Genomic DNA, 22,651 nt, shown 5'->3' on the forward strand with positions numbered 1-22,651 from the left:
CCACTCCAATATTTAAAACCTAGCCACCATAGGCCACCTGTCAAAATACCTCATCACGGCGGCGAGGTCTCTCTCTCCTCTGTATGCCGCCGCTCGGTAGCTCGCCAGGAGGACATCCCCCTCCTCGTACCCCGCCGCCGAGGCGGACACAGCCAGCGGCACAACCACCTCAGACACCACCTTGTACATAGGCTCGCGGCCTCTAAGCCGCAGGGCGACGCAGAGCTGGTACAGCTCTGGCAGAGCCTCGTACATAAGCTCGCACTTAGGGATGCCTCCCAGCCTCATCCCAAGCGCCGAGTTCAACAAGACGTCTGGAACGTCGCCCCCAACCTTTGTCGCGAGGAGAGACAACAGCTCCGGCCGTACCACCCTCTCCAGCCGCCGCCTCAATAAGCTACAGGGCGGAATCACCGAGGTACCCACCACAGCCAGATACGCAAACTCCGACGCCAGCCCCCACAAAACTTTTCTTAACTCGCTGTCTAAAACCGAGAGCACGTCCATCGAGAACCACGTCAAATATAAAGCCCGTGTGTAATCCCCGCGGGTGTAGACGCCGCAAGGCGCGTGGCGGCTCCAGCCCGTCTAGCGCGGGCCGTATACTGCCGGTGCGGGGGTGGGCGGCCACTAGCCTGCGTGTGTGCCGTATTAGTGATATTTCCACTCAGGCATATTTAAATATGGGTTTATAAACTCTCATATGTCTCACTCAGGGCCGTCTTACCGTATTGAGAATATCGTCGCAACTGTGAACCTAGGCGTCGAGCTTGACCTTGAGCAGCTGGCAGAGAGGTTGACAATGGCCGAGTACAACCCGGACCAGTTCCCAGGCCTCATCCTACGCCTCACCAAGCCCAGGATCTCCGCCCTCATTTTCAGAACAGGTAAAATGGTCTGCACGGGGGCTAAAAACGAAGAGGATTTGAAAAACGCGGTGAGGGCTCTTGTAAAACTGCTTAAAGATCACGGGGCCGATGTGCCCTTCGACCCGGAGGTGCAGATCCAAAACATCGTTGCCAGCGGAAATCTCCACGCCGAGGTTGATCTCGAGCAGGCGGTGTTGATGCTGGAAAACGCCATGTATGAGCCGGAGCAGTTCCCAGGCCTCATATACAGGATGTCGTCCCCCAGGGTGGTGATCCTCATATTCGGCTCGGGGAAGATTGTGTGCACCGGGGCCAAGTCGGAAAAGGATGTGGCCACGGCGGTGCAGAAGCTCTACGCCCAGTTGAAAGACTTAGGAGTCTTGTACGTCGAGGAGGGCGGAGAGGAGCTGGTGGAAGAGGAGGAGTTTGAAGAAGAGTTGTGATTCTGCTATACAGCGAAAAGTTTCTAGACGTTGATCTTCCCCAAGTGGTGCCTATCTGCGACGTCCACGACCCCAAGCTAATCCCGTTGGTAGGCGAAGATCTGCACTGCCTCCACAACGCTCTTAAAAAAGCAACCCGTGGAGTTGTTTTAAAGACTGCCAAGAGGCTGTGGGTAGGCCTCGCCCGGGAGTTGCGTCCAGACCTCACAATATACGTCTGGGGAGCCGCCGTGAGGGGCAGAAACACAGTCCTCATACGTGGGGCCGAGGAATACAGAGGCTACGGGGTGTACTACATTAAGAGTAGGGAGGAGCTTAGGTTGCTGGTGGGGAAGCCCGTGGCCGGCTTGTTGCTAGACGCGAGGCACTTCGACCCCCACCTAACCGAGCTCGTTGTGAAGGGCAGGGTTTCGTGCGGCTGTGAGAGGTGCGGCCTCGTCGAGAGGTTGTTGTGCAACCCGTATAGAGAGGTGGAGGTGCTATGAGCGTCAAGAGGAAGGGCTCCGCCAAGGAGAGGGAGCTGGCCAACTACTTTTGGGAGCGTGGGTGTGCGGTTTTGAGGGGGTGTTCGTCGGGGGGTGGTGTGAGGAAAAGATACGTGCCCGATATAGTGGCGGTGTGCAGAGGGAGGGTCCTCGTGTTTGAGGTTAAGTACAGGGCTAAGTACGCCCCCGTCAAGATAGAGGCTGAGAAGGTGGAGAAGCTTCTAGTGTTTGCCAAGAGGGCTGGCGGCGAGGCGTATCTACTCGTCAAGTTCGGCAGGGGCCCGTGGAAGGTGCTGGGCGTCTCGGAGAGGGTGGGCAGAGAGGAGTATGAAAGGGGGATTGAGCTGAGGGCCTTCGTCGAGGCGTTGTTCTCTGAGAAAATAAATCAGTATTTTTAAACTGGTGACATGACACACGGCGTGAGGGATATTGAAAGGGTGGTTGAGCTTGTGAAGAAGCTGGGCGCCGGCTCTGTGAAGTATGTGAAATACAGCTACTCCCCAGCCACCGACACCCACCACGTCAAGATAGTCTTGTTGCGTCCCGTGGAGTGGCGCCTCTTTAGCGAAGTGGTAAAGGAGCTGGAGAGGAGCTACGCGGTGAGGGTATACGCGCCCCATGCAAACGCTATAAGACTTGACTTGAAGAAAAGGAGCTAAAGTTAAATACCAGACACAAGTCTCGCTATATGCAGATCAAGTGGTTTGGACACGCCGCGTTTCTAATAGAGACCGGCGGGCTCAGGATGTTGATAGATCCTTGGATCACCAACCCGCTGTCCCCCACCTCCCCCCAGGAGGTCATAAACACAAAGCCTACCCACATCTTGATAACACACGACCATTTTGACCACCTGGGCGAATCCGTTGACATCGCCAAGGCGACGAAGGCGCCTATAGTTGGGACGTTCGAGCTTACGCTCGAGGTGGCCGAGAAGGGCATACCGGAGGCGCAGACGATGCCGATGAACATAGGCGGGACTATTAAGCTGGGGGACGGGGTGGAGGTCTACATGACGCCCGCCTTCCACACGGCGAATAGAGGCGCCCCCTCCGGCTTCGTAATAGCCACGCCTGAGGGTACGGTGTACCACGCCGGGGACACCGCGCTGTTTAGAGACATGGAGCTGATAGGAGAGCTGTACGACATAGACGTGGCCCTGTTGCCGATTGGTAGCGTCTTCACCATGGGACCCCGGGAGGCTGCGATAGCTACGCAACTACTGAGGCCTAGGAGGGTTGTGCCGATGCACTACAACACCTTCCCGCTGATTAAACAAGACCCCGAGGACTTCAAGACGCGTGTGGAGGCTGTGTCTAGGGCGAAGGTTTTCGTAATGAAGCCAGGCGACGTTTTGAAAATATAATTTTTTTTAATATCACAAATCGCTGTGGTTTCCATGTCTGAGAGATTTGACGTCGTCGTGGCCGGCGGCGGCACGGCCGGGGCGTACGCCTCATATCTTCTCGCCAAGGCTGGGTTCAAGGTGGCTCTTCTGGAGTCTAAAAGCGGCGATCAGATAGGCGTAAAGACCTGCGGCGACGGTCTTGGCCTTCACCACGTGGAGAGGATGGCAAAGTATCTAACGCCCAACCCCAGGGTGTTCCAGAACAAGATAGAGGGGGTGGAGCTGATAAGTCCAGATGAAAAGACGAGGTTGATAATCAAAGGCGAGGGCTATGTGCTGGATCGATTTGCGTGGGGTAAGTGGCTAGTCGAGGAGGCGGTGAGGGCGGGTGCTACGTTGTTTGAGGGGCACACGGCTACGGAGCCTATTGTAGAAAACGGCGCGGTTGTCGGCGTGAAGGCTGTGGAGAGGAGAAGCGGCGTGGCTAAGGAGTTTAGGTCGAGAATTGTGGTGGACGCCACGGGCTCAGCCGCGGTCCTCCGTAGCAAGTTGGCGGGCTGGCTCATATCCGAGCCGCTACACCCCGAGGACGTGTCCTATGCATACAGGGAGATTGTGTACGTAGACGAGGCCCTTGAGAGTCCCCAGTACATCAAGATTTATCTCAACATGACGGTGGCGCCGGGCGGCTATTGGTGGATATTTCCGCGTAGCGCCACTATGCTCAACGTAGGCCTCGGCATATGGGGCATTTTGAAGCAGAACCCCAGGAACTACTACGAGAAGTACATACTCCCACGCTTCAGAGTCAGCAAGAAGTACCACATAGGAGGGGGCTTTATACCCACTAGGAGGCCGTTGAAGTCGCTAGTGGGCAACGGCATAGTGGCCCTTGGCGACGCCGCGGTTGCCGTAAACCCCATCCACGGCGGCGGCATCGGGCAGGCGTTGCTAACCGCCGAGCTGTCCTCCAGAGTTATAGCAAAGGCCTTTGAAAAGGGCGACTTCTCCGAGAAGACGCTGTGGGAGTACAACGTGCTTTACATGAGGGAGTGGGGCTACAGACAGGCTCAGCTCGACGTGCTTAGGCTTATGCTACAAACCCTCGACAACGACGACCTCAATTTCGGCCTCTCCCGCAAGATTCTAAACGAAGACGAGATATACCACCTAGCGGCCAAGGGCACTAATCTATCCCTCCTCGACAAGTTTAGAGTAATGATGCAGTTCTTAGGAAGACCCAACCTGCTGAGGAAGCTCAGCACATCGATACAATACGCCAAGGAAATCGGCGACCTCTACCTGGCATATCCGGAGAGCCAATCCAGCCTCGACAAGTGGTACGCCGAGGTAGTCAAGAAGTATGACGAATTCCGCGAAAAAATAGGCCTCGGCCCGTTGCCACTAGCGTAATTAATCAATTGATATTAGCTAGCTATCAAACGAATTAGTTTTAGAGATACTATGCGGGAGGCGTGGCTGGCAACGACCATACTGGCGCTGTCCGCTCTGGCGCTGGGAGTCTCGCTAGACGATATCCTGCTCGTAGCTGTTGACAAAATTCCAGACCATGTCTACGTCATCTTGAATAACACGCCTACGCCGCTTCCAAAAGTCTATATCCTCGAGATGAAAGACGCCATCTGGGCCGAGGGCACCTACAACCCTAAGAAGCCAATCAATTTAACTATACCCATATTCTCTGGGTTTGACAGGTATATAATCAAGGTACATTCGCCCCCCGTACCCACAAGGGGGAGCTTCTCCGTGAGGTTTACATATGCGTCTGATTCCACACAGGAACAAAGATCTACAGCTACACCACACACATACGCATACATTGGCCGAGGGATCGCTACGGTTAACGTGGCAATCTGCGGCGCGCCCGTCAGCTCTGTTCGTCTGAACATTTACTATAGCGACACCCCGACGGCACAGCTACCGGCGTACACACAATCGCTTACAGCAAACGCCATTGTGAGCACAAACTATGTGTACATCTATTCTTTCCAAATACCCTCAAGTTTACGCTCAAAATACTTATGGATATCTGTAGACATCTCTACAGGCCCGTGGGATTTACTCGTGACATTTGAGCTTACAGTAACAGTGGAGTACGAGAGGCCTAGTCCCTCAGATCCCACATGGAGCCGCATGGTTTATAGCTTTATAAGCGCCCTAGTCGAAGACAACTTCTACTCAAAGTACCAATACAATCTTTCTTCTGCCGCTATTTGTAATCAAGCCAGCCAGGGTGTTTTACAAGCCTTTCCTAACTGCTCTAATTCTCGTAACGCCATTGGCGGCGTTTCCATACACAGCGGGGTTGTTAGTGCCGCCGTCCTTCCTCTGGCATATAGGTGTGCCGCCGGAGTACGCCCGGCTGAGTTATGTACGCTACATTCACGACGTAGCTCTGCTCAGGGCTGTGTACTACTACGTGGGACGTTACGTGAGAAATCACGGTGCCGAAGAGCAAGGCATAAATGTGTAAAATTAAGTCTCTGCGTCTTAAAGATGTTCTTTTATGCATATAGAGAAATTAATCTCTCGTATATCCCCAAGAGGGGTCTGATTCGGAGAGGTGGCACGCCGAGGTGGTCAAGCGCTACGACGAGTATAGAGAGAAGATAGGGCTAGGGCCTCAACCAACTATATAGTTTTCATGATTTGACAAATAAACTTATCGGTTATTGTCCAGCGATATATATATACAAATTCGCCTGGCATGGTATGAGGTGGGCAGAAGTGACGACGATAGTTGTGTTGGCGGTGTCCGCCATGGCCATGGCGCTATCAAATTCGTTTGATGACGTAGTTCTCGTTGCTGTGGATAGAATACCGGAACATATATATGTTGTAATAAACGGCACGCCGGTTCCCCTCATCAAGGTGCATATACTTGAGTTTAAAGACGCCGTATGGGCTGAGGGTAGTTTTGATCCACGGAGGCCCGTGAATCTCACCGTGCCCGTGTTCTCAGGCCCTTTCCTGGCAATTCCTAAAAAGGCAGAAAGAGTACACATAAACAAGGGCAAAAAGGCAGTGTTAGTGGTGGGTGATAGAAAGATTGAGATTTTGTACAGCGATAATCCCGAGAAAGACGGCTTACCATCTGCATCAGCTACAATTATTCTGAGTGGCCGCGAAATTTCTCCTGACGTCTATGAGGTTAACAAGACCGTCATTAGGGTTTTAAGGGGGAGGTGGCAGTCCCCTCCCGAAGTCTCGGTAGCCGCTACGGCGTCTTCGTATTCAAGATATATATTCAGAATTCATTCACCGCCAGTATCCACTAGGGGCAGTTTCTCGGTGAGATTCACATACGCCACGGATTTCAACACGGCCGCAAAAACATACAGCTACACCACACAGACATACGCTTATATCGGCCGTGGCGTTACTGCCATTAACGTGGCCGTACGCGGCGCGCCCGCCTCCTCAGTGCGTCTAACGTTGTACTACAGCGACTTTCCCACCCAGACACTCCCCAGCCAGACATACGTCATGACGGCGACGTCCTACGCCACCACGAACTTTGGCTACATCTACACATTCCAGATACCTGCACAGTTGCGTTCTAAATATCTATTCATCAGTGTAGATGTGTTCACAGGTCCATGGGATGTGACGATACTCTTTGAGCCTACAGTAACTGTGGAGTACGAACGCCCCAGCCCCTTTGACCCCACGTGGGGCAATACGGTGTTTGACTACGTCAGCGCTTTAGTGGAGGATAACTTCTACTCAACATATCTCTACCAGACAAGGCGTATTCTCTTCATCGGAAAAATTCCTCAAGGAGCTTCAGTAGATTTTATATCATTATACATTGGAGATTTGGAATTATATAACTGTGCGGGAAGGACGAGTCAAACGGTAAGGATATATATTGGTGGGTATCTTGCTGGAGCACTATACATGACTCTGACGAGCAACTCCGGTCTTTGTCAGACATTTAAATCTTCGGCTACCACTTTCTCAGCGCAAGGTGGATTTGCGCTGTTTAAGTTTAACTCGAGTTTGGTCCCCATAGTGCTGGAATTCGATCCGCCGTTGACACCCCTCAGCGGGAGCTCCTATTACCCCTACGTTAAGATGGGCACCTTGAAGCTAAGTGGCTATAAATGGGCCGAGATATGGCTACACAACTCATCCACGTGGGTATACGGCAAATACATGTTTAGACGCGGCTTCCTTCTGTTTAACATCACGGGAGACGAGAGACTCGTAAATATCTGGAGAAACAGCGCCTTCACATCTATCACCAATCCCACGCAAAACCGCAATGAAACAAATCCGCACATAATGGCGAAAGCCGAGCTAGCTTCGCAAATTCTTCATGGTATACCAATTTCATCTGTAGAATGGATATTCAGGGTGTCGTATACCCACGCGACTTACGACCTGCCAGGCAAGACCTATCTAATGAGTGTGTGTTGGTCATCGCCGTCAAATGCTCCTAAGCAACTATATGTAAATACTGCCGGCGCTACGGATTATTGGACGCCTGTAAACTTCTTAATTTCTGTAACCCAACTATTTATCACAGGTATACAAGCGTATAACGAGCTAGCCGCATTGTTAGGGTGGACTACACTTTACACAAACCCGCTGGTGGGACTAGGCTTAACTGCACTCTCCATAATACTTTCCGGCGTGCAAGGGCCGGCTTACAGCAGTTGCTCCGTGACGGTAAACGGAGTCGCATACAGCGGGCCGGGATATTCGGCCGGAGTCGATACAAATGGAGCTGTGAGAAGCATGTTCTTGGCACAGTCTGTGCCTGGCTCGTTAGGTGGCATCAGATCCACTACGGTTACGTACTACATAAGGGTTTACTACTACCGCAACAATAACGACGATTCAAATTATGTAATAGGCACAACCTTCAAGGCGCCTGTGGCCTCGCCTTACGACTACCAGAACTTATTTAACGAGGCCCGCGAGTTTTACGCATATGGCTCCACAGGCGGCGTCATTATCCCGCTGGCTTATAACTGAACTCACGCCATTTTTTGGGACCTTCTCCCTCTTCTCAGCTAGGTTCTTCCCATACGCACCGACTCTCCTTGCGGCGGCGCCCCTCTCCGCATACGGCTTTGCAGTTGCCTTGATCGCCAGCCCGATTATTGGATCTCCACGCTGGCTTTCTCTAGTCCATCTGCTCGTGCCTTACCTATCTATATTCATCGGAATTGGGGGTTGGTACTTCTTACTATTCTGGCTGATCTATCTCGTCGCTTACCTGCTTATACTACCCGCCTTCAGAATAAGACCCCGGCGGCTCTTCTACAAGCCTTTCTTCATTTCAATGATATTGATTACGCCTCTCTCCGCAATTCCCTACACCGCCGGCCTCGTAGTGTCGCCTAATTTTCTGGCTCATCTAGGAATTCCGCCTGAATACGCTAGGCTGAGCTGGATTCGCTATATCCACGACGTCATTCTACTTAGATTTGCGTTCTACTACATAGAACGGTATATGAAGAGGCATGGAAAATAAGTCAACAGCTAAAGCCGCGGTTCATAGAAGCCGAGGGCTTCCCTCGACATGGGCAACTTAAAGGTTAGAATTGTTGTTCCGCGTCGAATCCGCCTCCATCGAGAGTTCGGCGTCGCCGGCTAGTGTAAGAGGACATAAAGCACAAATATGTCTATACCTCTTCTGCGTGTGTCTGTGGTAGATGAGTTGGTTAGATACACTCGTCTGCTTTATGAGAGGGGGCATTTGACTCTGCTCTCTGGTAATGTTTCTGTGTCTGTGGACGGGCTGTTTGTCGTCACGCCGACCTCCTACCCGAAGCCGTTTCTCGAGGCGGGGGACCTGGTGTGGATCAACGGCGAGGGGGAGGTGATCAGGGGGAGGCTCAGGCCCACAAGCGAGTGGCGTATGCACGTCGCAATATATAGAAGGAGGAGGGATGTCGGCGCCGTCGTCCATACCCATGACGTATTGCCTACGCTACTCGCCGAGAGGATAGAGGCGGATCTCCTCTCCGAGGCCGAGGCCTACCTGGGGTCGGGGATAGCCGTGGTGCCCTACATCCAGCCGGGGACTGCCGAGCTCGCCGAGGCCGTCGCCGCGGCGCTTGAGAAGAGCAACGTGGCTATCTTGAAGCGACACGGCGTGGTGGCCGTGGGCAGAGACCTAGCCGAGGCTGTGAACAGGATAGAGGTCGTGGCTGATCTGGCGAGGGCCACGTTCTACAAGTGGGTGTTGGAGTTATGGAGTGCCAAGAGAGGCGACTAGTGGGGGATCTAATAGCGCTCGCCTCGGTGGAGGGGTTGCCCGTAGCCGAGGCGGCTAGGAGGCTCTGCGTCACACGCCAGGGTTTATACAAGTTGCTAAAACAGCTGAGGGAAGAGGGCTACGTGGCAGAGGGTCCGGTGGTCAAGCTTTCCCCAAAAGGGAGGGACCTCTTGAGTTCTGTCCTTAGAGATCTCCTACGCTATTTCAACATAGCCTCTATTAGGCTGGTGGGGCGCGTCGTAAGCGGCCTCGGCGAGGGCGCCTTCTACATATCGCTAGACGGCTACAAAAAGGCTATAGAGGACAAGCTTGGCTTTGCGCCATACCCGGGTACGCTTAACGTAAAGCTGGACCCCCAGTACCTCCCACACCGGAGGTATCTAGACGGGTTGCCTGGCGTCGTAATACCTGGGTTCTCAAACGGTCTGCGGACTTATGGAAGCGTCAAGGCGTTTAGAGCGAGAATCAACGGCGTCGAGGGCGCAGTCGTTATGCCGGAGCGGACCCACCACTCAACAGACGTCATCGAAGTCATCGCCCCCGTGAGGCTCCGCGACGTGCTGAATATCAAAGACGGCGATATTGTGGAAGTGGAGGTTCTTTTATAAACGGTGGCCGTGTACCTACTGTGAAGGAGTTGGGGATAGTGGTGAGCGGCGCCACTATAGGCTCCATACCCGTCCAGATTTACCGCTCTGCCGAGCGCTACGCCGTCGAGGAGCAGCTAGTCGGCGTTGTGGATCGGGAGAACCCGGGCGAGGTTATCGTAGGCTTTCTGCGGCGCGTGACGAAGCTGGAGCCTGTGATACGCGACAGGGTGAGGACTCCGTATGTGGATCGGCCTGAGATGGTGGACTACGGCATACTCCTCCCCTACACCTCTGCGGTTGTTAAGCCCTACGTGGCGATTAGAGACGGCAAGCTGACTGAGGTGACGAACGTCGTGACGCCGGGCTCAAAGGTGTACCTCCTAGACGCCTCGGCGCTGGAGGGCGTCTTCAAGGGGGACTACATCTACGTGGGGGCGCATAAGTACTCAGGTTGGGCCCTTCCGCTTGACGTCCGCTACGTGACGCACCACGTGGGGGTCTTCGGGGCCACGGGCGTGGGCAAGTCAAGGCTGGTGAGGGCGTTGATAAACGAGCTCTCGGCGAGGGGCTACAAGGTGGTTGTTTTCGACCACACCGGCGTGGACTACGCCCCCTACTACGGCGCGGTTATAAAGTCCACCGAGGTTAAGATACCGCCGAACATCCTCGCCTCTGTGATAGCTAGGGTGGCTCAGCTTCAGTGGCAGACGCACGGGGAGTATCTCGAAATAGCCACCATGACGTATGAAGGGAGGTGGTCTAAAGACGCTTTTGTCGCACATCTGCGGAGAGTTATGAAGAGGCTGAACGCGCGGGACTCCACTATAGAGAAGGTGGAGCTGTACTTGAAGCAACTTGTTGACAGCGTCTTTTTTGAAGAGCTGAACAGCAGAGTTAAAACTCCCGGGGACATCCTCTCTCTCGACGCCTCTCCCCTAGTTGTGGATCTAAGCTACGACACAGACCTCTCGGTGAAGCAAGCCATAATTGCCACAGTCATCGAGGCGGCGTGGGCGGGTGTGAAGAGCGGAAAGGCCCCGGCCCGCCTAGTGTTTGTGGTTGACGAGGCGCAGAACTACGCGCCTCAGACCTGGACAATTTCAAAAGACGCCATAGAGACCACCGTCAGGGAGGGCCGTAAGTGGGGCCTCTCCATAATTCTGGCGAGCCAGAGAATAGTGGGCGACATCGACCCGTCGATAAGGGCAAATCTAGGCACCGTATTTTTCTCCCGCCTCACGGCCCCCACCGACGTGAGGGAAATATCCACATACCTAGACCTCGCCGACATAAACGAAGGCGTGTTAGCCCAGCTACAGCCCAGGGAGTTTTTCGTCGCCGGGCTTATGAACCCGCTGAGGAGGCCCATTTTGATAAAAACAAAGGAGGTGGTGTAGATGGAGACCCTCGACTACTGGCTAGAGCCTGATCTAGTAATCGCCTTAAGACACGACGTCGAGAGGCACGCTGAGAAAATCCTGCGGCTACGCAAAACGCTGGAAGAACTCGCCTCTTTGAGAAACGCAGTTGAGGTGAGGCAGATCGGCCCCCCGCGGAGCTTCGACGTATACGCCGTGGACTCCTCCTACGGCTCGCCCCCCCTGGAGCTGGTCGGCGGCGTCTTCACCGTCGTCGCCTACGGCTACGTAGGCGTCTCCGGCGGGGTGCAGGACAGGTTTCTAACGGGGGCGCTCTACTTCGCCGATAGCAGAGAGGGCGATGTTTCGAGGTACGCTGCGTTGCTGGAGAAGCGCCTCGCGGCGAGGCTCCTAGCGGGCAAGCTGAGGGGGGAGAAGAGGTTTGACCTCCTGGTGCTGGACGGCGAAGTAGCCATCCACCCACTCCCCTTCAACCTCGCCGTGAGGGGAGGGCGCCTCGAGGAGGTCAACAAGGCGGTAGACAGACTCCTCAGCTACGCCGCGAGGAGCGGCGCCAGCATCGTCGCTGTGGCAAAGAGGGTTAGGTCGAGGTATCTATCCCTACTAGCGGGGAGGTGCCTACCTGTAAACGACAAGGTCGCCGCCTCGGCGATGCTGAGACCCGGCGAGTACTTCAGCCTAGGCAAGTTGCGAGATCTCCTGCCTAGGTGGGTTTTTATACACTATGCAGACTGCGAGGGAGGCCCTGAGAGGGAGGCAATCCTGAAGTGCCACAAGGGGGAGCGGGTGAGCCTAAGCCCCAGGGGGGAGAGGCTTTGTAGAAGGCTGGTGGAGTTCGGCCAGAACTTTAACGCGGTGCTCACCACCTCGACGTATCCCCACTTGCGTCTGCTTGGCGACGTGGAGGTCGTGTACTACATGCCGCCGGGTCACAGAACGGCAGTGCGAGTAGAGGTCTTAGACATGGGGGGCCTGGGCGTGGGGGAGATAGTGTCTTACCTGGCGTCTACCACCTCGACGGTGACCGGATACCCCCAGATCCTCGACGCAGTGGATCAATACGTGAGGGTGAGCCCCGACCTTGTCGAGGCTGTGCTGACGGCTCTGCTGTCGAAAACGCCGGAGTCGCTTACGCACCTCATGTGGCCTACGAATATGCAGAAGAGGCTAGCCAGCCGCTACTGACGGCAGGCGCCTCAGCCGCGTCCAGTCCCCTCCTCCACCGGTAGCCTCGTTGCCTGCTCTAGAAATACCATGTCGACGCGTGATATCTTTACATTGAGGCGGATGCGCAACCCCTCCACAGCCACCCCCGCGCCTCTGTAACCCCGCGCCTCTAGATACTCCCTAATGTCCTCGGGGTCGGCCCTCAGCTTCTTTAAGTCGCCGCACGGCCCCCAGCGGCACAGGGCGCACGCCTGTCCATGGGCAACTACGTTGGAGGCGCAGGAGGCTGGCAAGACCTCAAATCCCAGCTCCTTCGCCGTAGCCACGACCCGGCTCTTGGGGTAGTTAATCGCCGTCTGCCGCCTCGGATGCAGCTCCTTGACATACGGCCTAACGTCGACCCCGAAAGCTTTGAGCCTGGCGGCTATTCCCGTCGTCACGCGGAGGGTGCCGAAAACAACCCTGCGGAAGCCCAGCTCACGTGCATAGGCTAGGAGCCGCGTCAGCTCCCTATCCGTGACGCCTGGCACCACCGGCCGGACAAAAAGCGTGACGTTAACGCCCCGCCTCAGCAACTCCGCGCCTGCTCTGAGCCTATCCGCCGGGCTGGGCGCCTTCGGCTCCAGTCTACCGCTCAAGTCGGTGACGCTTATCAAGACGTCGAGTCCCTTCTGAACCTCGGCGAGCTCGGCGGGAGGCGGCATCTTCGTCGAAACTTGGATCGGGTTGCCTAGGTAGGCGGCCACCGCCTTCATGTAGCCCACCGCCAGTTCTCTCGTCTCTGGGAGAAAGGGCTCTGTAACCGACCCCACAGCGACCAAGGTGCCCCACTCCCCCACCGCCACGTGGGGGTTCGCCGCAATGGCGTATGCCATTTGTAGAGGCGTTAGTCTGTAGGGCGACGCGGCGCCGGGGAACCCCATGTCGTATATGTAGCAGTACGCACACGCCAGAGGGCAACCGACACCTGTGTGTATAGTTATGCCACAGGGCCTGGGCGGCCTCTTTGCGTGGTGATCTCTCCTAGCCTCTAGAATCTCCTCTCTGGCCAGCCTCTCCTCCAATGTCTTAATAGTCTTTAATTTCGCGGTCCAGGCCTCCATTCATGAGTAGCGACGCGGCTTTTCTTAAAATCTTCCTAATCACCCCCCTCTTATCCACTGTTCCGTAGAGCTTAATAGCAGCCTTTCTGAGGCTCCCGGTCTCCACCACGGCTTTCAGCACCTTCTGCTCGCGTGGGCTTAGCTTAAGCTTGTTCAACGCCAGCGTTGCTATCTCCACCGGCGTCAGCCCTCCGTAGTGGGCGTCCTCTGGCATCTCCAACTTGCTTACCTTGCCGAATTTTACAACTGTGACCACCGCGTCGTCCCGCAGGCCGGGGTACCTCTTTTTTAGGTAAGCCACCAGCTCCTCCCGGGAGTTGAAGCCGTCTAGCAGGGCGTCTCTCTCGGTTAGCTCGGAGACTCGCTTGTACACCACCTCAGCCACCTCAGCCACGGCGACGATTTTCCCTCCGCTGTGTATGTAGACTCTGTCGGCTACCCTCAAGACCCCCGGCCTAATCGTGGACTTCTTGCCCCCCTCTAGCAAAGCCTTGAGATGCCTCTGCGACAGCATGAGGTGGCGAATCACGACCCCTCCCACTCTGCAATTTAAATCTTAGAGGCGGAGCGACGGAGTGGCGCCAAAGCCCTCGACGTCGTACTCCTCCAAGTCGACGGGGAATATCCGCACGCCTACCGGCCTCCCCTTGGCCTCGGCAATTGCGGCCAAGTCGTACAACACCTTCTTCAGCGCCCCCCAGTCTCTCACCCTTATCGGGGCCATGTCGAGGCCAGGTATGCACACAGATGTGTAGCTCACGAATTTGTCCAGCCCCAGCGCGCCTGCCCTAACCAGCCGCTTCAGCTCCTCGTCCTCGGCCAGGGGTAGCATCACCTCGTTAAACCCCACCTTCCTAACCCGGGCAGATTCAATAGCTTTGTTTAGCCGACGTATTGCATGGTGGGAGCCGGGCTCCCCCAGCCTTGTCTGAAACAGCCGCTCCACCGCCTTGGCCACGCTCTCCTCGCCCCACGGAGATAGAGAACCGTCGACGCCGAGAAACTCGACGCCGAGCGAAGAGGCGATCTGCCTCCCGATCTCTTCCCCCCTCTTTAAGACTCTATCCACGTCGTCTATGCCCTCTAGGTCGTTTGGATACAACAGCGATATCGAGACTCCCCTCTGCGTGGTGATGGATGCGGGGAAGTAGGGCGAGTTGAAGACAGCTCCCCCAAGCACTAGGGAGACGTAGCGGGAGAGGTGCACCTCGCCCTTGGCGTATATCTTCTGCAAGAATTTTATGTATTCACCAACGTCACTCAGGGAGGCGAATACATTGTATTGCGATACGTAGCGGTAGACCTCATCAGCGTCGTAGTAGAGGTGAATCGCTGATATGTACCTAACGCCGCGCTCCTTCAGACTAGTTATCACCCTCTCCGCCTCGCGTGCAGGTGGCGGCGACACCGAGACGCGTATAGTCAGAGGCGACGCCGCCTCGGCCCTCTGCAGAAACTGATCAACTAGGGAAAAGTCGTCGTTCCACATCAGGTGCAAAGTCACAGACCTAACCCTCATAGCAACCCCAGAGGCTCAGGTATATATCCATCTCTCCCCGCGCCGCCCTTAAACGGCTAGTAGTACCACGTCAATAGGTGGAGGTGTTCAGGTGGGTATCTGCCCAGTTTACGAGCCCTGCAGACCTCTCTAAAGGGGCAGACCCCGCACTGCGGCCCCTCTCTTCTGCAGATTTTCCTGCCGAAGCCCCAGAGGAAGTCGTCAAGGGCGAAGGGGTGTAGCTCGGCGAACTTCGCCACGATCCTCCACGCGGTTTTCACCAGCTCCCTCAGCCTTATGTCCTCCTCCCGCGTCACCTCCACGCCGCTTTCCAGAAAGCTGAAGTCTATCTCCACAATTCCTAGCCTATACGCCACTCTACTTAGGTGGTTGTCGACCGGTACGTCGGCCTCCGCCGAGTCTTTGAAGCTCGCCAGGCCCCTACCCTCGAGAAATTTTGCGAGGAGCATGACCTTCTTACCCACCGGGTCTTCGTAAGCTCTGAAGCTGGAGAGGGCATCTCGGAGCTTCTTTACACTGTCTACAGAGATGAGGGCCTCGAACCCGCCTCTCGCCGCCGCCTTCTTTCCGACGTCTCTCAGAAGGAGGATCCGGGTGTGGAAATCCCACAGCCTCCTCCCGCCCAGGGTGAAGAGGGGCTCCGCCTCCTCCGGCGTCAGCTCGGCTAGTTTCCTCGCCTTGAAAAACCCTTTGTCGTATGCAAGCCTGCCTAGGCGGTATAGGGCGTCGGCGCCGTGGAAAAACTCGCCCTCTATCACTCCCTCGAAGGGTTCCCATAGACTTGTGCGGTGGTCTACAGCCACCATGGAGACGAAGTAGGCGGCCTGGTCCTCGACGGCGTCGCTGGGAGGGGGGTAGAACCTCTGGTCCGTGTAGCTATCTCGCTTTACCTCTAGGCTCCTGAGGATGTTGGCTACGGCCTCGGCCGTGTCGACATCTATCGCCGCCACGGGTATGCGTATAAAAAGGGATTAAAGTAATGTGTCCACGATGCGTACATGTGTCGAGGTGAGGGGAAGCATCTCCGTGGCCCATAGGCCTGCTTTCTCGCCGGCTTGGGGGCGTGTTCACGGCCACGACTACCACATCACTGCTGGCTTCTGTAGAGACGGCTACCACGAACTGGTGGCAGACGCCGCCGAGATCGGGGAGAAGTTTAGAGAAGTTCTAGCCAGGTTGGACGGCAGGTACTTAGCATCTAGCTCCGAGTCCACGCCGTTCGGCGGGGACGAGGTATACGTAGTGCCCTGCGGCCTGGCGGGGGTCAGCGGGGAGTGTCTGGCGAGGCACATAGCCGAGTTGATCGGGGCTACGTGGGTTAGGGTGTGCGAATCCGGCTTGGGGTCGCCTTGCTTCTATTTCGAGAGATAAGCCTTATAAAGCAGACACGCGGTGTAGACGTGAAAATCCGGGTTAGGTTCCTCGCCACGCTCTTCGACTTGACGGGGGTGTTGAAGACTGAGGTGGAGGTCCCCGACGGCGTCACGGTTAGGAGGCTCATCGATATGTTAAATGAGAGGTTCCCCAAACTTAAGTCCGAGTTGTTGCAGAACGGCGACCAGCTGAGGCCTATGTACAACGTCTTGGTTAATGGCAGGTCTGTGGAGTGGCTCAAGGGCCTTGACACGGAGCTTAAAGACGGCGACGAGGTGGTGTTTATACCCCCCGCCGCGGGGGGCTATTTTGAACAGGGGTCCCACACGGCGTATTCACCGCAGCCGTAGCTGGCGACTGCTCTACAGAAAACCACTACGTGGTCGCCTACCTCAACCTCGTGGCTGTATACACACTCCACAACTCTCGAGGCGTCGCCCAGCCTCTGACAGGGCACGACTTTACACTCGGCCACGTTGCCCCACCTCTCCAGCTTCTTCTCCCCCGGCTTACCGAATATCTCGTAGGCCTTCTCGGCGTCTTGAACCAGGTTGATAGAGAAGACGCGCGCCTCTCTAACCACCTGGAGCGTCTTCCTAGCCTTATGCAGAGGAAACCCCACGAGAGGCTGTTCGCCGGGTATTACCAGAGGCCACCCCACCACTGCCCCGTGGCCAGAGGCCACAATCACCAAGACGGGGGTGGGGAGGGGGGAGCGCTCGCACACTCTTTAAAAAGAGGACTCTAGTTAATATACATGGAGGTCGAGAGGGCGGTCTTGACCACTGTCACACTTCCCGTGTCTCTTGTAAAAAAAGTTGATAAGCTTGTCTCTAGGGGGCTTTTTCCAAATAGGTGTGAGGCTGTACGGTATGCTGTAGAGAAGTTGTTGGAAAAGTACGAGGGATCTCTAGATTAGCTCGTAGCGGCCGTCTGGGTACACCCTGGCCCCGGCCCGTCTCGTGGCCCAGCAGGAGAACACGATGCCGATGGAGAACGTGGCTGGGTGGCGGTATGCGTATTCAATATGTACGTCGAGAGCTGTGACCCTCCCGCCCACGCCGTGTACCCCCATCCCGAGCTTGTTTATTGCCCTCAGAAGCTCCTCTTCCATCTTTGCAATTTCCGGCTCTGGGTGCCTCGAGCCGACGGGCCTAATAGTTGCGGCTTTTTTAGCCAGCTTAGCCGCTATGTCGACGGAGGGCCCTATGCCGACGCCCATTATCACTGGGGGACACGGCATGGGTCCCGCGTCTACGACAGCCTCCAGCACTAGGCGCGGTAGCTCCTTCATGGCGACGCCGGGGGGTAGCGTAAAGGCTTTACTCGGTAGCTCCGTGCCGCCTCCCTTCGGCACGTAGTAGAACTCTATGTAGTCGCCGTCGAAGAGCTCCACGTCGAACCAAGGCGCGCCGATTCCCGTGTTGTCTCCTGGATTCCTCTCGCTGAAGGGGTGCACCGTGTTAGGCCTCAGGGGGAGCTCTTTGGTGACTTCTCGCACCGCCTGGGTTAGTACGTCGTATATCCTGCTTCTGAGGGGGAAGCCATCGCCGAGCTTTACGTAGAAATTTGGGAAACCCGTGTCTTGACAGACCGCAATTTTCTCCGAGGTGGATAGCTCTATGTTTTTTAATATGGCGCTTAGCTGTATCCGGGCGGCCTCGCCCTCCTCCGCCTCGTAGGCCTTCTTAAGCGCGTTGTTTACATCAAAGGCGGGGCCGATGCTAGCGCGTATAATTGCCTCTTTAGCAACTTTGAGGAGGATTTGCTCAAGCATGGCGATTTCCCTATTCATGTTAAAAATATTTTCCTGGGCCCTCTAACTAGTCTATTTACGTGGATTGTCGTTACTCATTTTTTAATATGCCAGACACTTAGAGACATGCCTACGTACTACCTAAAGACGCCTCTCACGGCTGAGGAGGTTTCTAAGCTACGGGTGGGAGATACGGTGTACGTCACAGGGTTGGTGATAAGCGCAAGAGACTCGGCGCATAAGCGGATGCTGGAGTACGTGGAGAGAGGCGACAGACTCCCGGTGGATCTGCGGGGTGGGGTTATCTACCACGCGGGGCCCGTGGCTAGGAAGAGAGACGGCACGTGGGAAATCTTGAGCATGGGGCCAACCACCTCTGCACGTATGGAGGCGTTCGAGGCCGACGTGATAGAGAAGCTCGGCGTCAAGCTCGTAGTGGGTAAAGGCGGCATGGGGAAGAAAACGGCGGAGGCCATGAGGAGGCACGTGGCGGCCTACGCCATATTCACGGGCGGCGCCGGGGTCCTCGCAGCCAAGGCGATTAAGAGAGTTGTGGACGTCCACTGGCTTGACTTAGGCATCGCGGAGGCCATGTGGGTGCTGGAGGTGGAGAACTTCGGCCCCCTCACAGTGATGATAGACCCGACGGGTCGAAACTACTACGACGAGTTGAGAGAGGCGGCGAGGGCAAAGATACCAGAAATCCTCTCTGCAATTGAGTGGCCTCATTAGGGCTTTATATCCAGGTTTTTTTCGCTCCGTGGTTTTCCACCTCCTACATCCAGAGCTACGAGAGGCGATAAGGGAGCTGGGCTATACAGAGCCTACGCCGGCGCAGGCGGCTGGCATCCCCAGAATTTTGAGTGGGGCGCATGTCCTCCTCATCGCGCCGACGGGGTTCGGCAAGACCGAGGCGGCGCTGTTCCCAATTTTTTCTAGGCTTCTTGAGGCGGGGCCTGGGCCCGGGGTTAGGTGTCTATACATCACGCCGCTGAGGTCGCTGAACCGCGACCTGCTTCGCCGCCTTGTCGCCCTCTCCGAGAGGGTGGGGCTGTCCATAGGCGTGAGGCATGGGGACACGCCTGAGGGCGAGAGGAGGCTGTTGGCGTCGAGGCCGCCTGACGTCCTCATCACGACGCCGGAGACGTTGCAGATTCTGCTTCTGCATAGTCGGTTTAGGCAGAGTTTGAGAAATGTGAGGTTTGTCGTAGTTGACGAGGTCCACGAGCTTGTGAATAGTAAGAGGGGGGTCCAGCTGGCGGTTGGGCTGGAGCGGCTGGTGGAGCTCGCGGGGGAGTTTCAGCGGGTTGGCCTCTCGGCGACTGTGGGCTCGCCGGGGCTGGTGGCGGCCTTCCTGGGTGGGTACAGGAAGGTGGAGGTTGTCGACGTTTCGGGGGAGAAGAGGTTTGAGATTGAGGTGGTTCTGCCGACGCCTGTCGACGAGGATTATATAGAGGCTGAGAAGTTTGACGCGACGCCTGAGGCGGTGGCGCGTGTTAAGAAGGTGGCTGAGTACGTCAAATCCGCGAGGGGCCCCGTCTTGGTTTTTACTAATACTAGGGATGGGGCTGAGTTTCTCGCTTCCCGTCTTAAGTTTCTCATGGGCGACGTGGTGGATGTGCACCACTCGTCGCTTTCCAGAGAGCATAGGGTAGCTGTGGAGGAGAGGTTGAAGAGGGGTGAGCTGAAGGCTGTGGTGGCCACCTCCAGCCTAGAGCTGGGTATCGACGTGGGGGAGGTGGATTTGGTGGTGCAGTACGGCTCGCCGAGGCAGATGTCTAAGCTTGTACAGAGGGTGGGCCGTAGCGGCCATAGGCTGGGGCTGGTGTCAAGAGGCGTCGTCGTGGCGTCAGATGTGGAGGACTACCTCGAGTCTAAGGTGATTACAGAGTGGGCGTCGGGTGGAGTTCTTGAGAGAGATGTGGAGTATCATGAAAATGCGCTCGACGTCTTGTTGCATCAAGTTGTGGGTATTGTGCTGGAGGCGAGGCTGGAGGGGAGGGAGGTGGACGTTGGCTACGTGGCGCGGGTGGTGAAGAGGGCGCATCCCTACAGGAACTTAACCGAGGAGGATATCCGAATGGTGCTGGACTTCGCCGAGAGGCACGGCTTGCTGAGGGGGATGCGGCCGAGGAGGGGTAGTATCCGCTACTATTTTGAAAATGTCTCGACTATTCCAGACGAGAAGAGCTACGGAGCTGTGGATGACACCACTGGGAGGGTAGTTGGGGAGTTGGATAGAGAGTTTGTATACTCCATAGAGCCGGGAACGAAGATTGTCTTGTCCGGCCGCGTGTGGACGTTCGCCAGGCGCGAGGGCGACGTGGTGTACCTATACCCCGACCACAACGTCACCGGGGCCCTCCCGGCGTGGCTCGGCGAGCAGATCCCAGTGCCTTACGAGGTGGCTCAGGAGGTCTGCAGGCGGCGTGCCGAAGTTCTCCGCAGATCGCTCGGGGGCGAGGAGGAGCTTCCAGTGGACACAGAGGGGCTTACCCCAGATCTTATTCCAGAGCCGGGGAGGTTGCACATCCACGTAATTGAGAATAGATATGTGGTTGTCCACAGCTGTCTTGGGCATAAGGGCAACGAAGCGCTTGGGGCGTATCTCTCGCATGCGCTTTCCGGCTACGTGGGGCCTGTGGGGTATAGATCCGATGCGTATAGAGTCCTCCTAATCTTCAGGGAGTTCGTACCGGTGCAGGCTTTGGAGGAGGTGTTTAAAAAACCGCACTCTTTTGTATACACCACAATTAGAAACGCGGTGAGGAGTTCGAAGATGTTTAGATACAGATTTCTACAGGTGGCTAGGCGGGTTGGCCTAGTGGCGAAAGACGCCGAGGACGTGCCGGCTAAGCTTCCAGAGGTGTACGCCGACGATCTCCCGGGGGTGGAGGCTCTAAACGAGTTGTTCGTAGAGAGGCTGGATGTCAAGGCGCTTACGGAACTGCTTAGGAGGGTGTCCAGTGGGGAGGTGCTCCTAGTGGTGAAGAGGCTGGCGAGGCCTACGGCGTTGGAGAAGCCCATCTTGGAGGAGGCGTTGCGCCTCGACTTCTCCTTTAGGGGCCTGTCCAGGGAGTCCCTGGCCGACTTGGCGAGGAGGAGGATTTTGAATAAAAACGTCACGTTGCTGTGTCTAAACTGCGGCTGGGTCTACGCCTCTAGGGCGTCTATGCTTCCGGAGGATGTACAGTGCCAGCGCTGTGGCGTGAGGGCACTGGCGGTTGTGAAAAACGTAGACTTAGAAAAGGCGAGGCTTGTGGTTAACAAGTTTAAAATTAGACAGAGGCTGAGCTCCGACGAGAGGAAGATTCTGGAGAACCTGCAACTAAGCGCCTCCCTCGTCTTGGAACACGGCAAGCTGGGCGTGTTGGTCCAGCTAGCCCACGGGGTTGGGCCTAAAACCGCGGTGAAGATATTAAACAAGTTTCTCGAAGGGGCCGATCTCTGGGCGGCTATAATAGACGCGGAAAAACAGTTCGCGGCAACTAGGGCTTTCTGGGACTAGGTAATTCCCTGGGATTTTAGAAACTCTTCGAAGAGCCTCCTTGCCCGCTCCGCCACCGGCCCCACGCCCTCTACGCCGATTTCGCTAACCCGAACCTTGTCGCCTATCAAGACTGTGTTGGTCTCCTCTACGTACTTCACCATGCCTGGGAATATCTTCTCCGCCTGTCTGGCGAATTCTCTCATGTCTATGCGCCTCTCCATGCTGTCTATGTGGACGATGTATCTATACATTATGAAGACCCTTGCGAACTTCTCGCCTGATTTATTCATGGCGTTTGCGAGGACGATGTTTAGCTGGTTGTCCACGGCGTGTAGTACGCCTCTGTACACCTCGCCATTTGAAAGCACTACCTGCACCTCTCTGCCTAATACGTTATTGAGCTCCGCGACGAATCGCTTGCTGGCCTCCGCCAGTGTGCTCGCCATATGGGGGACAGTGCCCAGATTTTAAAATTTACAAGGCGGGGGCGTTGACGGACTCCGCAGGCTATTTTATACCTATGTACACCTTTTCCCCTACCTTCAGCGGTAATTCTGTCAGTATGTCAAGCTGTAGCCCGCCGATTGATATACGCGTCACCCCGCCCCCGACGTGGTATACAAGGCCCCACATGTAGATCTTGTACTGGCTTAGATCCCCGTCTCTCTCCTTCTGGATTACTAACTTCAGCTGGTCACCCGCCGCTAGTCTGACGCCGATTCTATCTAGAGGTAGCTCCAGCGTGGCTTCCACATCACCCTTTAGTTTTATTGTATTTGGAAAATTGTCATCAACCTCGACGACGCGAAGCGAGAACTCCATGAGGTTTGGCCTATGGTGACTTTATAAAAGTTTTAAGCCTGGCTCTGGGTCTA

The 22,651-nt window shown here is 55.8% G+C and carries 27 protein-coding genes; 18 read left to right on the forward strand and 9 right to left on the reverse strand.

Annotation, left to right across the window (positions count from 1 at the left end):
- Window positions 1-12 precede the first annotated feature (12 nt).
- Window positions 13-507, reverse strand: coding sequence for a hypothetical protein (locus ACP5J3_RS00140; protein ID WP_428493806.1), 495 nt, complete (start codon window positions 505-507; stop codon window positions 13-15).
- Between the two features lie 196 nt (window positions 508-703).
- Here ACP5J3_RS00140 and ACP5J3_RS00145 point away from each other — a divergent pair, with 196 nt between their 5' ends.
- The 13 genes from ACP5J3_RS00145 (at window position 704) to ACP5J3_RS00205 (ending at window position 12,552) form a co-directional block, all read left to right on the forward strand.
- The gene (locus ACP5J3_RS00145; RefSeq protein WP_148682618.1) at window positions 704-1,312 is read left to right on the forward strand and encodes a TATA-box-binding protein; all 609 of its coding nucleotides are present in this window, start codon (window positions 704-706) and stop codon (window positions 1,310-1,312) included.
- On the forward strand, window positions 1,309-1,797 hold the full coding sequence (locus ACP5J3_RS00150) for a hypothetical protein (RefSeq protein WP_428493772.1): 489 nt from the start codon (window positions 1,309-1,311) through the stop codon (window positions 1,795-1,797). Before ACP5J3_RS00145 ends, ACP5J3_RS00150 begins: the two co-directional genes overlap by 4 nt.
- A complete protein-coding gene (gene hjc / locus ACP5J3_RS00155) occupies window positions 1,794-2,195 on the forward strand; it encodes a Holliday junction resolvase Hjc (protein WP_428493773.1) in 402 nt (133 codons plus the stop codon). The genes ACP5J3_RS00150 and hjc overlap by 4 nt, the downstream gene beginning before the upstream one ends.
- A 21-nt stretch (window positions 2,196-2,216) precedes the next feature.
- Window positions 2,217-2,456 carry a hypothetical protein gene (locus tag ACP5J3_RS00160; protein WP_428493775.1) on the forward strand — a complete coding sequence of 80 codons (240 nt, stop codon included), beginning with the start codon at window positions 2,217-2,219 and terminating at the stop codon, window positions 2,454-2,456.
- Window positions 2,457-2,485: 29 nt separating this feature from the next.
- Window positions 2,486-3,163, forward strand: a complete 678-nt coding sequence (locus ACP5J3_RS00165) for a metal-dependent hydrolase (RefSeq protein ID WP_428493776.1) — start codon at window positions 2,486-2,488, stop codon at window positions 3,161-3,163.
- Between the two features lie 33 nt (window positions 3,164-3,196).
- On the forward strand, window positions 3,197-4,558 hold the full coding sequence (locus tag ACP5J3_RS00170) for a digeranylgeranylglycerophospholipid reductase (protein WP_428493777.1): 1,362 nt from the start codon (window positions 3,197-3,199) through the stop codon (window positions 4,556-4,558).
- 841 nt (window positions 4,559-5,399) lie between these two features.
- The gene (locus ACP5J3_RS00175) at window positions 5,400-5,639 is read left to right on the forward strand and encodes a hypothetical protein (protein ID WP_428493779.1); all 240 of its coding nucleotides are present in this window, start codon (window positions 5,400-5,402) and stop codon (window positions 5,637-5,639) included.
- A gap of 239 nt (window positions 5,640-5,878) precedes the next feature.
- A complete protein-coding gene (locus ACP5J3_RS00180; RefSeq protein WP_428493780.1) occupies window positions 5,879-8,149 on the forward strand; it encodes a hypothetical protein in 2,271 nt (756 codons plus the stop codon).
- A complete protein-coding gene (locus ACP5J3_RS00185) occupies window positions 8,106-8,651 on the forward strand; it encodes a hypothetical protein (RefSeq protein WP_428493781.1) in 546 nt (181 codons plus the stop codon). The genes ACP5J3_RS00180 and ACP5J3_RS00185 overlap by 44 nt, the downstream gene beginning before the upstream one ends.
- Before the next feature lie 168 nt (window positions 8,652-8,819).
- Window positions 8,820-9,398, forward strand: a complete 579-nt coding sequence (locus ACP5J3_RS00190; protein ID WP_428493783.1) for a class II aldolase/adducin family protein — start codon at window positions 8,820-8,822, stop codon at window positions 9,396-9,398.
- Entirely contained in the window at window positions 9,374-10,006 is a 633-nt protein-coding gene (locus tag ACP5J3_RS00195) for a DUF120 domain-containing protein (protein WP_428493784.1), read from the forward strand. The genes ACP5J3_RS00190 and ACP5J3_RS00195 overlap by 25 nt, the downstream gene beginning before the upstream one ends.
- Before the next feature lie 20 nt (window positions 10,007-10,026).
- Entirely contained in the window at window positions 10,027-11,385 is a 1,359-nt protein-coding gene (locus ACP5J3_RS00200) for an ATP-binding protein (RefSeq protein ID WP_428493785.1), read from the forward strand.
- Window positions 11,386-12,552 (forward strand): DNA double-strand break repair nuclease NurA, encoded by a 1,167-nt coding sequence (locus tag ACP5J3_RS00205; protein WP_428493786.1) that lies wholly within the window; start codon window positions 11,386-11,388, stop codon window positions 12,550-12,552.
- 11 nt (window positions 12,553-12,563) lie between these two features.
- Here the strand turns inward: ACP5J3_RS00205 and ACP5J3_RS00210 are convergent, their stop codons facing one another.
- From ACP5J3_RS00210 to ACP5J3_RS00225, 4 genes are read right to left on the reverse strand one after another with little or no spacing between them, the layout of a single operon-like run.
- On the reverse strand, window positions 12,564-13,637 hold the full coding sequence (locus tag ACP5J3_RS00210) for a radical SAM protein (RefSeq protein ID WP_428493787.1): 1,074 nt from the start codon (window positions 13,635-13,637) through the stop codon (window positions 12,564-12,566).
- Window positions 13,603-14,166 (reverse strand): ASCH domain-containing protein, encoded by a 564-nt coding sequence (locus ACP5J3_RS00215; RefSeq protein ID WP_428493788.1) that lies wholly within the window; start codon window positions 14,164-14,166, stop codon window positions 13,603-13,605. The genes ACP5J3_RS00210 and ACP5J3_RS00215 overlap by 35 nt, the downstream gene beginning before the upstream one ends.
- Before the next feature lie 27 nt (window positions 14,167-14,193).
- Window positions 14,194-15,156, reverse strand: coding sequence for a DUF711 family protein (locus ACP5J3_RS00220; RefSeq protein WP_428493789.1), 963 nt, complete (start codon window positions 15,154-15,156; stop codon window positions 14,194-14,196).
- 56 nt (window positions 15,157-15,212) lie between these two features.
- Window positions 15,213-16,106: an iron-sulfur cluster loop gene (locus ACP5J3_RS00225; protein WP_428493790.1), complete on the reverse strand. Its 894-nt coding sequence runs from the start codon at window positions 16,104-16,106 to the stop codon at window positions 15,213-15,215.
- A gap of 40 nt (window positions 16,107-16,146) precedes the next feature.
- On the opposite strand from ACP5J3_RS00225, the gene ACP5J3_RS00230 reads away from it, so the two are divergent.
- Window positions 16,147-16,527 (forward strand): 6-pyruvoyl trahydropterin synthase family protein, encoded by a 381-nt coding sequence (locus tag ACP5J3_RS00230; RefSeq protein WP_428493807.1) that lies wholly within the window; start codon window positions 16,147-16,149, stop codon window positions 16,525-16,527.
- A 29-nt stretch (window positions 16,528-16,556) separates the two neighbouring features.
- Window positions 16,557-16,880, forward strand: coding sequence for a ubiquitin-like small modifier protein 1 (locus ACP5J3_RS00235; protein WP_428493791.1), 324 nt, complete (start codon window positions 16,557-16,559; stop codon window positions 16,878-16,880).
- Here the strand turns inward: ACP5J3_RS00235 and ACP5J3_RS00240 are convergent.
- Window positions 16,835-17,257, reverse strand: a complete 423-nt coding sequence (locus tag ACP5J3_RS00240) for a flavin reductase (RefSeq protein WP_428493792.1) — start codon at window positions 17,255-17,257, stop codon at window positions 16,835-16,837. The two genes, ACP5J3_RS00235 and ACP5J3_RS00240, sit on opposite strands and share 46 nt — an antisense overlap.
- A gap of 30 nt (window positions 17,258-17,287) precedes the next feature.
- Between ACP5J3_RS00240 and ACP5J3_RS00245 the strand changes: the two genes are divergently transcribed.
- A complete protein-coding gene (locus ACP5J3_RS00245) occupies window positions 17,288-17,449 on the forward strand; it encodes a ribbon-helix-helix domain-containing protein (RefSeq protein ID WP_428493793.1) in 162 nt (53 codons plus the stop codon).
- On the opposite strand, the gene ACP5J3_RS00250 is transcribed toward ACP5J3_RS00245, so the two are convergent.
- Window positions 17,441-18,307: a fumarate hydratase gene (locus tag ACP5J3_RS00250; RefSeq protein ID WP_428493808.1), complete on the reverse strand. Its 867-nt coding sequence runs from the start codon at window positions 18,305-18,307 to the stop codon at window positions 17,441-17,443. The two genes, ACP5J3_RS00245 and ACP5J3_RS00250, sit on opposite strands and share 9 nt — an antisense overlap.
- A gap of 105 nt (window positions 18,308-18,412) precedes the next feature.
- On the opposite strand from ACP5J3_RS00250, the gene ACP5J3_RS00255 reads away from it, so the two are divergent.
- Window positions 18,413-19,018 (forward strand): FumA C-terminus/TtdB family hydratase beta subunit, encoded by a 606-nt coding sequence (locus tag ACP5J3_RS00255; protein WP_428493794.1) that lies wholly within the window; start codon window positions 18,413-18,415, stop codon window positions 19,016-19,018.
- A gap of 28 nt (window positions 19,019-19,046) precedes the next feature.
- The gene (locus ACP5J3_RS00260; RefSeq protein ID WP_428493795.1) at window positions 19,047-21,794 is read left to right on the forward strand and encodes a DEAD/DEAH box helicase; all 2,748 of its coding nucleotides are present in this window, start codon (window positions 19,047-19,049) and stop codon (window positions 21,792-21,794) included.
- Here ACP5J3_RS00260 and ACP5J3_RS00265 read toward each other — a convergent pair.
- Both ACP5J3_RS00265 and ACP5J3_RS00270 read right to left on the reverse strand, forming a co-directional pair.
- Window positions 21,791-22,222, reverse strand: coding sequence for an Lsm family RNA-binding protein (locus ACP5J3_RS00265; protein ID WP_428493796.1), 432 nt, complete (start codon window positions 22,220-22,222; stop codon window positions 21,791-21,793). The two genes, ACP5J3_RS00260 and ACP5J3_RS00265, sit on opposite strands and share 4 nt — an antisense overlap.
- A gap of 61 nt (window positions 22,223-22,283) precedes the next feature.
- Window positions 22,284-22,598, reverse strand: a complete 315-nt coding sequence (locus tag ACP5J3_RS00270) for a hypothetical protein (RefSeq protein ID WP_428493797.1) — start codon at window positions 22,596-22,598, stop codon at window positions 22,284-22,286.
- Window positions 22,599-22,651 lie beyond the last annotated feature (53 nt).

It is taken from the genome of Pyrobaculum sp. (genome assembly GCF_049971835.1).
Classification (GTDB): domain Archaea; phylum Thermoproteota; class Thermoprotei; order Thermoproteales; family Thermoproteaceae; genus Pyrobaculum.

Excerpts from the sequence above, each read along its gene's own strand:
- ACP5J3_RS00140 (WP_428493806.1), bottom strand. The coding sequence starts at position 507 with ATGGACGTGCTCTCGGTTTTAGACAGCGAGTTAAGAAAAGTTTTGTGG.
- ACP5J3_RS00145 (WP_148682618.1), top strand. The coding sequence starts at position 704 with ATGTCTCACTCAGGGCCGTCTTACCGTATTGAGAATATCGTCGCAACT.
- hjc (WP_428493773.1), top strand. The coding sequence starts at position 1,794 with ATGAGCGTCAAGAGGAAGGGCTCCGCCAAGGAGAGGGAGCTGGCCAAC.
- ACP5J3_RS00165 (WP_428493776.1), top strand. The coding sequence starts at position 2,486 with ATGCAGATCAAGTGGTTTGGACACGCCGCGTTTCTAATAGAGACCGGC.
- ACP5J3_RS00170 (WP_428493777.1), top strand. The coding sequence starts at position 3,197 with ATGTCTGAGAGATTTGACGTCGTCGTGGCCGGCGGCGGCACGGCCGGG.
- ACP5J3_RS00180 (WP_428493780.1), top strand. The coding sequence starts at position 5,879 with ATGAGGTGGGCAGAAGTGACGACGATAGTTGTGTTGGCGGTGTCCGCC.
- ACP5J3_RS00185 (WP_428493781.1), top strand. The coding sequence starts at position 8,106 with ATGGCTCCACAGGCGGCGTCATTATCCCGCTGGCTTATAACTGAACTC.
- ACP5J3_RS00195 (WP_428493784.1), top strand. The coding sequence starts at position 9,374 with ATGGAGTGCCAAGAGAGGCGACTAGTGGGGGATCTAATAGCGCTCGCC.
- ACP5J3_RS00205 (WP_428493786.1), top strand. The coding sequence starts at position 11,386 with ATGGAGACCCTCGACTACTGGCTAGAGCCTGATCTAGTAATCGCCTTA.
- ACP5J3_RS00210 (WP_428493787.1), bottom strand. The coding sequence starts at position 13,637 with ATGGAGGCCTGGACCGCGAAATTAAAGACTATTAAGACATTGGAGGAG.
- ACP5J3_RS00220 (WP_428493789.1), bottom strand. The coding sequence starts at position 15,156 with ATGAGGGTTAGGTCTGTGACTTTGCACCTGATGTGGAACGACGACTTT.
- ACP5J3_RS00230 (WP_428493807.1), top strand. The coding sequence starts at position 16,147 with ATGCGTACATGTGTCGAGGTGAGGGGAAGCATCTCCGTGGCCCATAGG.
- ACP5J3_RS00245 (WP_428493793.1), top strand. The coding sequence starts at position 17,288 with ATGGAGGTCGAGAGGGCGGTCTTGACCACTGTCACACTTCCCGTGTCT.
- ACP5J3_RS00250 (WP_428493808.1), bottom strand. The coding sequence starts at position 18,307 with ATGCTTGAGCAAATCCTCCTCAAAGTTGCTAAAGAGGCAATTATACGC.
- ACP5J3_RS00255 (WP_428493794.1), top strand. The coding sequence starts at position 18,413 with ATGCCTACGTACTACCTAAAGACGCCTCTCACGGCTGAGGAGGTTTCT.
- ACP5J3_RS00265 (WP_428493796.1), bottom strand. The coding sequence starts at position 22,222 with ATGGCGAGCACACTGGCGGAGGCCAGCAAGCGATTCGTCGCGGAGCTC.
- ACP5J3_RS00270 (WP_428493797.1), bottom strand. The coding sequence starts at position 22,598 with ATGGAGTTCTCGCTTCGCGTCGTCGAGGTTGATGACAATTTTCCAAAT.